13 protein-coding genes are annotated in these 12,450 nt (G+C 71.1%); 9 read left to right on the forward strand and 4 right to left on the reverse strand.

What is annotated here, in order from left to right; genetic code table 11:
• The first annotated feature begins 81 nt into the window (after positions 1–81).
• The 5 genes from CA984_RS17000 to CA984_RS17020 all read left to right on the forward strand — a co-directional run bounded on the left by CA984_RS17000 (position 82) and on the right by CA984_RS17020 (position 2,989).
• Entirely contained in the window at positions 82–330 is a 249-nt protein-coding gene (locus tag CA984_RS17000) for a hypothetical protein (RefSeq protein WP_242675999.1), read from the forward strand.
• Positions 331–357: 27 nt separating this feature from the next.
• Positions 358–1,227 (forward strand): polysaccharide deacetylase family protein, encoded by an 870-nt coding sequence (locus CA984_RS17005; protein WP_086573366.1) that lies wholly within the window; start codon positions 358–360, stop codon positions 1,225–1,227.
• A 37-nt stretch (positions 1,228–1,264) separates the two neighbouring features.
• Positions 1,265–1,900, forward strand: coding sequence for a DUF2461 domain-containing protein (locus CA984_RS17010; protein WP_086573369.1), 636 nt, complete (start codon positions 1,265–1,267; stop codon positions 1,898–1,900).
• 103 nt (positions 1,901–2,003) lie between these two features.
• Entirely contained in the window at positions 2,004–2,525 is a 522-nt protein-coding gene (locus CA984_RS17015; protein WP_086573371.1) for an RNA polymerase sigma factor, read from the forward strand.
• Positions 2,522–2,989 carry a hypothetical protein gene (locus CA984_RS17020; protein ID WP_242676000.1) on the forward strand — a complete coding sequence of 156 codons (468 nt, stop codon included), beginning with the start codon at positions 2,522–2,524 and terminating at the stop codon, positions 2,987–2,989. Before CA984_RS17015 ends, CA984_RS17020 begins: the two co-directional genes overlap by 4 nt.
• Before the next feature lie 71 nt (positions 2,990–3,060).
• On the opposite strand, the gene CA984_RS47200 is transcribed toward CA984_RS17020, so the two are convergent.
• From CA984_RS47200 to CA984_RS46245, 3 genes are all read right to left on the reverse strand, one after another.
• Positions 3,061–4,575 carry a YncE family protein gene (locus tag CA984_RS47200; RefSeq protein WP_207620903.1) on the reverse strand — a complete coding sequence of 505 codons (1,515 nt, stop codon included), beginning with the start codon at positions 4,573–4,575 and terminating at the stop codon, positions 3,061–3,063.
• A gap of 176 nt (positions 4,576–4,751) precedes the next feature.
• Positions 4,752–4,994, reverse strand: a complete 243-nt coding sequence (locus CA984_RS17030) for a DUF397 domain-containing protein (RefSeq protein ID WP_086573374.1) — start codon at positions 4,992–4,994, stop codon at positions 4,752–4,754.
• 428 nt (positions 4,995–5,422) lie between these two features.
• Complete coding sequence (locus CA984_RS46245) at positions 5,423–5,872, reverse strand: superoxide dismutase family protein (protein WP_165781292.1); 450 nt, start codon at positions 5,870–5,872, stop codon at positions 5,423–5,425.
• A 34-nt stretch (positions 5,873–5,906) separates the two neighbouring features.
• Between CA984_RS46245 and CA984_RS46250 the strand changes: the two genes are divergently transcribed.
• Positions 5,907–6,107 carry a hypothetical protein gene (locus tag CA984_RS46250; protein WP_165781293.1) on the forward strand — a complete coding sequence of 67 codons (201 nt, stop codon included), beginning with the start codon at positions 5,907–5,909 and terminating at the stop codon, positions 6,105–6,107.
• Positions 6,108–6,401: 294 nt separating this feature from the next.
• Here CA984_RS46250 and typA read toward each other — a convergent pair whose 3' ends face one another.
• Positions 6,402–8,255 (reverse strand): translational GTPase TypA, encoded by a 1,854-nt coding sequence (typA, locus tag CA984_RS17040; protein WP_086573379.1) that lies wholly within the window; start codon positions 8,253–8,255, stop codon positions 6,402–6,404.
• A gap of 312 nt (positions 8,256–8,567) precedes the next feature.
• On the opposite strand from typA, the gene CA984_RS17045 reads away from it, so the two are divergent.
• From CA984_RS17045 to pta, 3 genes are all read left to right on the forward strand, one after another.
• Positions 8,568–9,374, forward strand: coding sequence for an AMP-binding protein (locus tag CA984_RS17045; protein WP_165781294.1), 807 nt, complete (start codon positions 8,568–8,570; stop codon positions 9,372–9,374).
• Between the two features lie 91 nt (positions 9,375–9,465).
• Complete coding sequence (locus CA984_RS17050; RefSeq protein ID WP_086573384.1) at positions 9,466–10,248, forward strand: alpha/beta hydrolase; 783 nt, start codon at positions 9,466–9,468, stop codon at positions 10,246–10,248.
• Between the two features lie 69 nt (positions 10,249–10,317).
• A complete protein-coding gene (gene pta, locus CA984_RS17055; protein WP_086573387.1) occupies positions 10,318–12,363 on the forward strand; it encodes a phosphate acetyltransferase in 2,046 nt (681 codons plus the stop codon).
• The last annotated feature ends 87 nt before the right edge of the window (positions 12,364–12,450 follow it).

The following is a 12,450-nucleotide window of genomic DNA, read 5'->3' on the forward strand; positions in this document are numbered from 1 at the left end:
CCCTCCCCGTCCGGGAGGTGGCGGGTGAGCGAGTCCCGCGCGGCGACGGACCGCCTCCGTGCGGAGCTGAGGGAGCTCGGTGTGACCGGCGTCCACGAGGTCGGGAACGACGGCATCCTTTCGGTGTGGATAGGGCTGGTCATACGTTTCCGTGATGGCTTCTACCGTTGGCAGGAAGGGCCGGTGAAACGTCGCCATCTGGGCACGGATCCCAGCGGATGCGCCATTCGCGTGGCGCGTCGATACGCCGAATTACAGGCTGATGTCCCATCCTGGTGGGAGGACCTGGCCAAGATCTTGCGGGGGGACGCGGCTGAGGATTATCCGTAGCCCCGCGCTCGCCTGCTTGGGGGAAGCGTGCGGTGGTGGACCGTTCCACTCGCCCTGCTGCTGGGGGCCGGGGGATGTGCCGCGCCGGTCGCCCACCTGAGGTCCGAGGGGACGCAGGTCTCCGCCACCCCCGCCGTCCCGGACGCCCCCGCGCCGTCCGCGGCCCGGCGGTCCCCGCCTGTCGATCCCGCGGAGCTGGCCGCGAAGCTGGCCGCGATCCAGCCGCAGTGGCCCAGGAGCAGATACCCCCTTCCGCCCGCCGCGCGCCACGTCGACTGCAGGCGGCTCAAGTGCGTGGCGCTGACCTATGACGACGGGCCCGGCGGATACACCGGGCAGCTGCTCGACATCCTCGCCCGGCACCACGCCAGGGCGACCTTCTTCGTGCTCGGCCAGAAGGTGGCGGAGGACGGCCCGCACACCCTCCGCCGGATGGTGACCGAAGGACACGAGATCGGCAACCACACCTGGAGCCACACCCAGCTCACGGCGCTGTCGGACGCGGGGATCAGAGGCGAGCTGGGCCGTACCCAGGGAATCGTCCACCATGTGACCGGGCGATGGATGACCCTCATGCGCCCGCCGTACGGGGCCACCAGCAGACGGGTCGCCGCCGAGGCCCGCCGCAAGGGGCTCGCCCAGATCCTGTGGGACGTCGACACCATGGACTGGCGGGACCGCGACAGCCTGGTCGTCACGCAGCGCGCGACCAGGGTCACGCCGGGGTCCGTCGTGCTCATGCACGACATCCACAGCACCACGGTCGAGGCCGCCGCCCAGGTGCTGGACCTGCTCGCCCTCCAGGGCTACACGTTCGTGACGCTCTCCGAGCTGTACGGCGGGCCGCTCGTCCCGGGCAGGGTGTACGCCGGGGAGGCGGGGCCCGCCGGGAGGTGACGGATTATTGTCGGTCGCCGGTGGGAGCATGGGGGGCATGAGTTTCAGCGGTTTCCCCGACGAGGCCTTCCTGTTCTACGAGGGCCTTGAGGCGGACAACTCCAAGACCTACTGGACCCGCCACAAGCGGGTCTATGACGAGACGGTCAAGGCGCCCATGGCCGCGCTGGGCGAGGAACTGTCCGCCGAGTTCGGCCAGGTTCACCTGTTCCGCCCGCATCGCGACGTCCGCTTCGCCAAGGACAAGTCCCCCTACAAGACCCACCAGGGCGCCTACGCCGCCACCGCCGAGGCCATCGGTTACTACGTCCAGCTCGACGCCGCGGGGCTGCACGCCGGGGCGGGCCTCTACTCGGCCCAGGGCGACCAGCTCGCCCGCTACCGCCAGGCGGTCGACGAGGAGCTCAGCGGTGTCCCACTGGAGAAGGTCGTGGCAGGGCTCACCGCGGCCGGCTACGAGATCGAGGGCGACCGGCTGAAGACCCGCCCCCGCGGCGTCCCGGAGGGCCACCCCCGGCTCGGTCTGCTCCGCTACAGGTCCCTGCACGCCGGCCGCCGTTTCGCCCCGGAGCCGTGGGTCCACACCCCCGAGGTCCTCGACCGCGTCCGCGCGGTCTGGCGCGACCTCACCCCGCTCGTCGAGTGGCTCACCGTCCACCTCCCGGCGGACTAGACCCCTTCCCGCGCCTCCCTGACACCCGGCCCGATCGGCCGGAGACCGCGGGACCGTGAACCCGGCGGGCCCGCCTCCCGACTGTGCTGGGTGAGGAGGCAGGGTGACTGACGAACTGCTGGTGGTCCGCTGCCAGCTCGGCGAGCGCGAGGCGTTCACGGAGCTGGTCCGGGCCTGGCACGACCCGATATGGACCTACGTACGGCGCATGCTCGGGCCGGCGGAGGCCGACGACGTGAGCCAGGAGGTCTGGCTGGCCGTACTCCGCGGGCTCCCCCGGCTCAAGGAGCCCGGCAGGTTCGCGCCGTGGCTTTTCACGATCGCCCGGCGCGCGGTGGCCAACAGGCTGCGGGAGGAGTACGGCAGGCCGGAGGCGGCGGCCGAGGGCGAGCCGGTGTCGCAGGACGCGACAACCGCGCTCGTGGACCGCGCCGAGCTGGTCGCGGGGCTGTCCGGGCTGCCGGTCCGCGAGCGGGAGATCCTCGTGCTGTTCTACCTGGAGGACCTCTCCGTGGAGGACTGCGCCGAGATCTGCGCCGTGCCGGTCGGCACCGTCAAGTCACGCCTGTCCCGCGCGCGGCGCATGTTGCGCGACCACCTGACGGAGAAGGGATACCGGCGTTGAACTCCGACGACATGATCGACAGGCTGTCCGGGCCGCTGTCGCTGCGCAATCGGATCGGCGCCGTCGTGGCGCTGCTCGCCGGGCTCGTCGGCGCGGTGGGCGTGGGCCTGCTGTGGGCCACGGAGCCGGCGCTGCCGGGCCGTACGCACCTGGGCTTCGGGGTGCTCGTCGCCCTCTGCCTGGCCTGGGCCGCCTACGGCGCCTGGACGGTGACGCGGAGAACACCGCTGTTCGCCCTCGACCGGGTGATCGCCGGCTGGCTGGCGGTGACCGCGACGGGCCTGCTGACGGCGGCAGCGATCGCGATCGCCGTCGTCCGGGGGACATGGGTGGGCCTGGCGGGTGTCGCCGTCGCCGCGGCGCTGGCCACGGTGGCCGTCGTCATCCTGGTGCGGGCCCGCGGCCGGCGCGCCGAACTGCTGCGCCGCAGGCGCGAGCTCGAAGACCCGGGGGATCCGTCATGAGCGAGGCCGCTCCGGGCTGTGCCTTCCCGGGCCTGGCGCGGTCGGCGATCACGTCCCTGCGCAGCCGTACCTCACCGGAAGACTCCCGTGTGGCCGAGCGAGTAGCGTCCGGGCTGGGGGTAGACGGCCAGGCCGTGCGGGCGGGCGCCGACGTCGATCGTGCGGATGAGACGGCCGTCGCCGGTGTCGAACACGTAGACGACCCCGTCGTGGCGTCCCGACAGCCACAGGCGGCTGCCGTCGGCGGAGACCCCGCCCGTGTCCGGTGAGCCGCCGCCGGGGATGCGCCAGGTGTCGATCGGGCGGCGGAGCGCGAAGGAGACGACGGTGACCGATCCGGCGTCGCGGTTGGACACGTACAGCAGCTTCGAGTCCCGGCTGACGTGGAGCCCGTGAGCGCCCCGGCCGGTCCTGATGAAGCCGGTGACGCGGAACTTCCGGGCGTCGATCAGCCACACGCCGTTCTTGGCCGTGTCGGCGACGTAGAAGGTGGTGCCGTCGGGGGAGAGCTTGACGTCCTGCGGCATGGTGGTTTTCCGTGGGGACACGTGCCTCGCGGTGGTGTTCCGCATGAAGTCGTGCCGCGTGAAGCCGGGCGGCGTGGATCCGGGCGGCGTGGTGGTTTTCCGCGTGGAGCCGTGCCGGATGGAGCCGTGTTGGGTGAATCCGTGCCGGATGGAGCCATGCCGCACGCGGTGTGACACGCCGTGGTGCCGTGTGTCGCTGTCCCGTGTGCCGCTGTCCCGCGTGCCGCGGTGCCGTGTGCCGTGGTGCCGGAGGTCCCTGCGCCGTGTGGTGCCGTCCGCCAGGTCGACGACCGCTCGGACCCGCCGGGCCCGTATGTCGACGGCCACCAGACGCCCGGAGAACTCGCAGGCGGCCAGCATGACCTTCCCGCCGGCGGTGAAGTCCGCGTGGTTGACCCCCCTGCAGGGCATGTGCAGCGATCGCCGGAGCCGCATGGTGTGCGGACTGAGGAAGTCGAGCCGGTTCTCCCGCTCGGCCATCACCAGGGCGTCGCGGCCGTCCGGGGTGAAATACAGGTTGTAGGGGTCGTCGACGGCCACCGGTCTGCCGGGCCTGCCGGTCATGGGGTCGACGGGAGTCAGGGAGTCGCCGCCGTCGTTGCTGACCCAGAGCGTCCTCAGATCCCACGACGGGACGACGTGCTGCGGACGCCGGCCGACCTTGAAAGTGCGGAGCACCCGGTAGGTGCGCGGGTCGATCACGGTGACGGTGTCACTCCCGCTGTTGGGCACGTAGACCCGCTCGGGGAACTCCGCCACGGCGGGGCTGAGCATGCCGGGCCGGTCGTGGGCGTAGACGTCCATCGGTGTGGTCCGGGGAGCGGCGCCGGGGCGAGCAGGACGGGCGGAGACGTCGCCCGGTGCGGCCGATCCGTCGGCAGGGGCGCTCGCCACGCCGCCGGGCGGCACCTCGCCGCCGCTCGCGGGGGCCCGGCCAGGAGGGAGTGAGCCCGGCGCCGGGGCCGGGCCACCCCCGCAGGCGGACAGGACGCATGCCGCCAACCCGATCAGGGGGACGAGCACGGCGTGCCGTTGCCGCCTACTTCTCAGCCGCCGCATGGCCCGCTCCTTCGATCCGACTCCGGCCCCGGCCGGCTACGGAAACGCTAGGAGCAGTCGGGTCAGCAAATGCTCAACCCATGGTTAGCATGGTGTTCGCCTTTCCCGCACCTCGCGAGCAGGCCGCCTTTCTCATGCCGAAACCGGACGGTCTTGGAGGAAATCGGGGGTTATGGTCAGGTCGGCACTGGAAGGTCGAATTCGGATGCCTTGACGCCGCTGAGGAATGCTTTCCATTCGGTGAGGTTGAAGTAGAGGACGGGGCCGGAGGGGTCTTTGCTGTCACGGACGGCGTGGGTGGCGTCCTGCTTGTGATCCGGCCGCTGGGAGGCGCTTCCGAGCTCGGCCACCTCGACGCAGTCGCCGCCGTTGCTGCTGCTGAAACTCGATTTCCGCCACGTGAGATTGCTCAGGTCCATCGCTCCTCTGCCATTCTCTCGATGAAGGCCGTTGACATGCTGAGCGGTAATGCCTCGACGCCGGCGGCCCCGAATAGCCGCACTGCTTCCGCGGTCTCCGACAGGTCACTGGTGATGAGACCGTGAACGACCGTACCTGGATACGCTACCTCGGTAACCATTTCAAAGAGGCTGGAAACCGCATTTAACTCGGCCCGGCCTGGCCTGGGCGGATCTGCCCGTCGTGCGGCCGGACGTCGACGAGCCCGGACGTCTCCGGGAGAAGACGGCCCTGGTAGGCCCCCCGGAAGAACCTGAGTGGTGGCGTCCCGGTTCCGGACCCGTGCCGGTGCGACCCCGGACCGGCCACAGCGAGCCGGAGGTGTTCCCGTCGGCGTTCGGCGGTGGCCGGGACGCCTTCCGGTCAGCCCTCGACGGTCGCGTTCCCGTCAGCCTTCGGTGATCACACCGCAGGCGATGCGGCTACCCGAGTCGCCCGTCTTGAGCGTCTCGGCGTCCGGGCCGGTCTGGCCGTTCTTGAGGCCGTAGCGCTTGGGGATATTGGCCTGGTTGTCCGGCCGCGCGTGGACGAGGATGGAACTGCCGTCCCCGTCGAGGAGCTGCCGCACCTGAAAACGGTCGGTCACGACGGTGGCTCTGCCGATGCCGTCCTCGCCGACCAGGAGGCTGGGCAGATCACCGGAGTGGTCGGGGTGCGAGTGCGAGCCGAGGTCGAAGTGGGTGCCCGCGCTGAAGAACGGGCTGCCGGTGGCGGGATCGGTCGACTTGGGATCGCAGACGCCCTTGTTGTGGATGTGGAAGCCGTGATAGCCGGGGGGCAGACCTCGGACGACGACCCTGACCCTGGCCTTTCCGTTGTTCCTGGTGTCGATGCTCACCAGGCCGACCGAGTTGCCTTTGGCGTCCTTGACGGTGGCACTGGCTGACGCGCCCGCCGGGCCGGACGGGCTCGCCGAGCTGGCCGGGGCTGACGGGCTGGCCGGGGCTGACGGGCTGGACGGGCTCGCGGGGGCTGAGGGGCTCGACGGGCTCGGCGCGGGCGTCGGTGAGGCCGCTGCGGCCGTGCCGACACCGGTCGCCCCCGCCCCGAGCACGAGGGCCAGTGCCAGATGAGAGCTGCGAAGCATGACAGTCCCCCTACGGTTCGTGTCCCCCGTCACGGAGGAGAAGCTTGGACGGTTCCCCTCCTTCGAGTATCAGGCGGCGGTCCTGACACCCGGACGGGCGGGGTGGCATACGGCGCGCCAGGCCGTGCCGTGACCGCTGGGAGGGAGCCGGAGACGGGGGCGGGAAGACGGAGACGCGGGAGGTGGCCGGAGACGGCGAAGGCGCCGGACCGTGACGGTCCGGCGCCTTCGCCGTACGGCATCCCCGTGGGGAGACCCTGTGCGGCCTCCCCGCGGAAGGTCAGTTACCGCGCTTGGCCCGGGCGGTGGTGCGGGCACGGGTCGAGGCGTCCAGGACGACCTTGCGGATGCGCACGGTCTCCGGGGTGATCTCCACGCACTCGTCCTCGCGGATGAACTCCAGCGCCTGCTCCAGCGAGAGCTGGCGCGGCGGGATCAGGGTCTCCGTCACGTCCGCCGTGGAGGAGCGCATGTTGGTGAGCTTCTTCTCCTTGGTGATGTTCACGTCCATGTCGTCGGAGCGCGAGTTCTCACCGACGATCATGCCCTCGTAGACCTCGGTGGTCGGCGTGACGAACAGGATGCCGCGCTCCTGCAGGTTCGTCATCGCGAAGGCGGTGACCGGACCGGAGCGGTCGGCCACCAGCGAGCCGTTGTTGCGGGTGCGCAGCTCGCCGAACCACGGCTCGTAGGCCTCGAAGACGTGGTGCACCAGGCCGGTGCCGCGGGTCTCGGTCAGGAACTCGGTCCGGAAGCCGATCAGGCCGCGGGCCGGGACCACGAACTCCATCCGGATCCAGCCGGTGCCGTGGTTGGTCATGTGCTCCATGCGGCCCTTGCGGACGGCCAGGAGCTGGGTGACGGCCCCGAGGTAGTCCTCCGGGCAGTCGACGGTCAGCCGCTCGACCGGCTCGTGCACCTTGCCGTCGATGGTCTTGGTGACGACCTGGGGCTTGCCGACGGTCAGCTCGTAGCCCTCGCGGCGCATCTGCTCGACCAGGATGGCCAGCGCCAGCTCGCCACGGCCCTGGACCTCCCAGGCGTCGGGACGGTCGGTCGGCAGGACGCGCAGCGACACGTTGCCGATGAGCTCCTTGTCGAGCCGGTCCTTGACCATGCGGGCGGTGACCTTGGAGCCCTTGACCCTGCCGACCAGCGGCGAGGTGTTGGTGCCGATGGTCATGGAGATGGCGGGCTCGTCCACCGTGATCAGCGGCAGCGGACGCGGGTCCTCGGGGTCGGCCAGGGTCTCGCCGATCATGATGTCCGGGATTCCGGCGATCGCGATGATGTCGCCGGGGCCGGCCTGCTCGGCGGGCTTGCGCTCCAGGGCCTCGGTCATCAGCAGCTCGGTGATCTTCACCTTCTGGATGCTGCCGTCGGTGCGGCACCAGGCGACCTGCTGGCCCTTCTTGATGGTGCCCTGGTGGACGCGGCAGAGCGCGATCCGGCCCAGGTAGGACGAGGCGTCCAGGTTGGTGACGTGCGCCTGCAGGGGCGCGGTGGGGTCGTAGACCGGAGCCGGGATCGTCTCCTTGATGACCTGGAACAGCGGCTCCAGGTCCTCGGAGTCGGGCATGCCGGCGTCCTCGGGACGGTTCAGCGAGGCGCGACCGGCCTTGGCCGAGGCGTAGACGATCGGGAAGTCGATCTGCTCCTCGGTGGCGTCCAGGTCCATGAAGAGTTCGTAGACCTCGTCCACGACCTCCTTGATCCGGGCGTCGGGGCGGTCCACCTTGTTGATGCACAGGATGACCGGCATCTTGGCGGCGAACGCCTTGCGCAGCACGAACCGGGTCTGCGGCAGCGGGCCCTCGGAGGCGTCCACCAGGAGCACGACGCCGTCCACCATCGACAGGCCGCGCTCGACCTCGCCGCCGAAGTCGGCGTGACCGGGGGTGTCGATGATGTTGAGGGTCATCTCACCGTGCTTGACGGCGGTGTTCTTCGCGAGAATGGTGATGCCCTTCTCGCGCTCGAGGTCGTTGGAGTCCATGACACGGTCGTCCACGTCCTGGTTGGCCCGGAAGGCTCCGGACTGCCAGAGCATGGCATCCACGAGAGTGGTCTTGCCGTGGTCGACGTGCGCGATGATCGCGATGTTCCGCAGGTCGTCGCGGCTGTTCAAAGGCATGATGGAGTCTCACTCTGTGATTGTGGAGGCTGGCCGCGGACGGTGCGGCCCTACCATTTTAGTTGATCCGCACAATCACTCTCACGTGTCCGCCTCACGAAGTACGCCGATTCACCTCCTGGACACCCTTTCGGCGGGTGATTCCCGCCGGTTCCCCTGTAGGCGGAACTGCCGATATCCGCCTCCGCGGGTCTCCGCGCGGGTCATGTGCGCCTCCTGAGATTCCCGAGGGCGGAGGGCCGCCGTGAATGGTCAGCTCTCTGCATATTCCTGGCCATGCGCGCGGGCGCCGGAGTCCCTATCTTCGGAGCCATGCCGACATGGACCGAAGTGGTGCTGCGGGCCTCCGGGCACCGCGGTTGCCGACCCGCGGTCACGGACGTGCGCACGGGAGACGTCCTCACCTACGACATGCTCGCCAAGCAGGTGGGCCACGCGGCGGCGGCGCTGCGCGCCCGCGGCCTGGCGCCGGGTGAACCCGTGATCGTCCATCTTCCGCCCGGTCACGACTATCCCCTCGCCGTGCACGCCGTCACCGCGGCCGGCGCGCTGGTGGTCCCGCTCGCGGCCGACATGGATCGCGACGCCTTCTACGAACGGCTGTCTTCCAGCCGCGCGCGCATGATGATCACGGACGCGGCGCTGGCGGAACGGGCGGCGGCGGCCGTCGGAGACTCCCGCGTCCGGCGGATACTCACCTTCGCCGAGGTGGCGGGGACCGTCTGCCCCGACGGTGTGGACGACCCGTCCGGGCCGGGTCCGGACGCGCCCGCGCTCACCTTCGACGGCAGGCGCGCGCTCAGTCACGCCCACGTGGTCGCCGAGCTGGGAAGGCTGGTCCCGGAGGCGATGATCAGGGAGCGCGACTTCGTTCTCGTCGGCACCTGCGAGCCGCGCGAGCAGGCCGCCGTCTTCGACCTGGCGCTGATGGGCGGGGCGCACGTCGTGGCCGCTCCGGGAGCGACCGCCGGCGAGTGCCGGAGGCTGATCGAGGAGTACGGCATCACCGTCGCCGCCGTGCCGCAGGGGATGGTCAGGGAACCGGCCGAGAGCCAGTGGCTGCGCGTCCCCGTCTCGGTCTACGGGCACACCATGGACCTCGTCATGCCCAGGCGCTGATCGGCGCCGCCCTCCGCCTGGACCCGGCCATGCCCAGGCGCCGGCCGACGCCGCCCTCCGCCGCAGATCGGGACCGTCCTAAGCTCGGAGCATGCCTTCAGCGCCATCGTTCGCCGCGACGCTCGTGACCGAGGACGGCGTCCGGATCGACGCCGCGCACACCCCGCCGCGCGGGCCCGGCGATCTGGGGATCGTGCTGGCGCACGGGTTCACCGGATCGCTGCGGGAGCGCCCCACGCGGCGGATCACCCATGTGCTCAGCGGGTTCGGCGGCGTGGTCTCGTTCGACTTCCGGGGACACGGCCGGTCGGGGGGAGAGTCGACCGTGGGAGACCTGGAGATCCTGGATCTGGACGCGGCGGTGCGCCACGCGCGGGCGATCGGTTATCCCAGGGTCGCCGTCGTGGGGTTCTCGATGGGCGCGGCGGTGGCCGTACGGCATGCGGGCTGGCGCGGGCGGGACGGGGGCCCGGACGGGCGCGGTCTGCGGCCGGACGCGGTGGTCGCGGTCAGCGCGCCCGCGCGGTGGTACTACCGGGGGACCCGGCCGATGCGCCAAGTGCACTGGGCGATCGAGCGGCCGCTGGGGCGGTGGGTCGCGCGGGTGGGCAAGAGGACGCGGATCAGGAAGGGCGTGTGGGACCCGGTGCCGTCGGCGCCCCACGAGGCGGCGGCGCACATCTCTCCGACGCCGTTGCTGGTCGTGCACGGCGACGCGGACGGCTTCTTCCCGCTCGACCACGCCCACCAGATCTACGAGGCCGCCCGGGAGCCGAAGGAGCTGTGGATCGAGCCCGGATACGGCCACGCGGAGTCGGCGGCCACGCCGGGGCTGATCCGCCGGATCGGGGAATGGGCCGTCGTCAACGCCTGATCCCCCATGGGTGTTTACTCCTACTGACGAGGCATGACAGAGGATGTGTCGACACGAGGGGTAGTGCGTATGCGGAGCATCTACGTGGCCGGTCTCGGGCGGGGTGACGGCAGGCAGATCGTCGAGCTCGGCCTGATGGAGCTGCTCACCCGTCACGTGGATCGGGTCGGGGTGTTCCGGCCGATCACGGGGGCGGGCGACGACCGCACGCTCGAACTGCTCAACGCCAGATACCGCCCGGCGGCCTCGGCGATCGGGGTCACGGCCGAGGACGCCGCGGAGATCTACGCGCAGCGGGGCAACGAGGAGCTCATCGCCCGGCTGGTCGCCCGGTTCCACACGCTGGAGCGGGAGTGCGACGCGCTGCTGGTGCTGGGCAGTTCCTTCGACACCGACGACCTCCCACGCGAGCTGGCCCTCAACGCCCGCCTCGCCGCCGAGTTCGGCGCGCCGGTCATCGTGGTGGTGGGGGCGCACGGCGAGCAGGCGGCCGAGATCGCGATGGAGATGCGCACCGGCTACCAGGTCTTCTCGGATCTGGGCAGCACGGTGCTGGCGGTGATCGCCAACCGGGTGCCGCAGGGGATGGCCGTCGAGCCCGAGCTGCCGGTGCCCTGCTACGTCATCCCCGAGCATCCCTCGGTGTCGGCGCCGACCGTCGGCCAGGTGATGCAGGCCGTGGACGCCAAGCAGATCCAGGGGGACGAGGACGGGCTCCGCAGGGACGTGCTCGGGTTCGTGTTCGGCGGGGCCACACTCCCGGTGTTCCTGGAGCACCTGGTCGACGGAGCCCTGGTGATCACGCCGGGCGACCGGGCGGACCTGCTGCTGGTCGCGACGGCGGCCGAGGCGGCGGGTACGGCGAGGCCGTCCGGAGTGGTGCTGACGCTGGGACAGGAGCCCACGGAGGCCGTCAGGGCCCTCACCGCCCGCCTGGCTCCCGGCGTGCCGGTGCTGTCGGCCACCGCGGACAGCTTCACCGTGGCCACCACCCTGGGCGGGCTGGAGGGGCGGCTCACCGCCGACAACCCGCGCAAGATCGAGACGGCCATCGGCCACTTCGAGGGCCACGTGGACACCGCCGACCTGGCCGACCGGATCGAGCTGGCCCGCTCCGACCGGGTCACCCCGATGATGTTCGAGCACACCCTGCTGGAGCGGGCGCGGGCCGACCGGCGGCACATCGTGCTGCCGGAGGGCGAGGAGGACAGGATCCTCCGGGCCGCCGACATCCTCCTGCGGCGCGGCATCGTGGACCTCACCCTGCTGGGGCGGGAGGAGGTGATCCGGCGGCGGATCGGCGACCTCGGGCTCGACCTGTCCGGGGTGACGGTCGTCGACCCGCTGACCTCGCCGCTGCGTGACTCCTACGCGGAGGAGTACGCCGCGCTCCGGGCGCACAAGGGGATGACCCTGGAGCGGGCCATGGACGTGGTCACCGACGTCAACTTCTTCGGCACGATGATGTTGCACCGGGGCGTCGTGGACGGCGTGGTCTCCGGCGCCGCGCACACCACCGCCGCCACGATCCTGCCCGCGTTCCAGATCATCAAGACGGTCCCGGGTACCTCGATCGTCTCCTCGGTGTTCTTCATGTGCCTGGCCGACCGGGTGCTCGTCTACGGCGACTGCGCGATCAACCCCGATCCGGACGCCGAGCAGCTCGCCGACATCGCCATCTCCTCGGCCCGTACGGCGGAGCGTTTCGGCATCGAACCGCGGGTCGCGATGCTGTCGTACTCCACCGGCCACTCCGGCAGCGGCGTCGACGTGGACAAGGTCCGCGCCGCCACCGCCCTGGTCATGGAGCGGGCACCGGACCTGCTGGTCGAGGGACCCATCCAGTACGACGCGGCGGTGGACGCCAGGGTCGCCGACGCCAAACTGCCCGGCTCCCGGGTCGCGGGCCGGGCGACCGTGCTGATCTTCCCGGACCTGAACACCGGCAACAACACCTACAAGGCCGTGCAGCGTTCCGCGGGGGCCGTCGCGGTCGGGCCGGTCCTGCAGGGGCTCCGCGGACCGGTCAACGACCTGTCGCGAGGCGCGCTGGTCACCGACATCGTGAGCACCGTGGCCATCACCGCCGTCCAGGCGCAGGAGGCCGCCCGATGAACGGACGGTCAGGGCCGTACGGCATGGCGGGGCAGCGTCCGGAGCGCCACCGGGAGGACGGGCAGAGCGGGCAGGGCGGCCGGGAAC

The sequence above is a fragment of the Streptosporangium minutum genome, assembly GCF_002149035.1.
GTDB lineage: Bacteria > Actinomycetota > Actinomycetes > Streptosporangiales > Streptosporangiaceae > Streptosporangium > Streptosporangium minutum.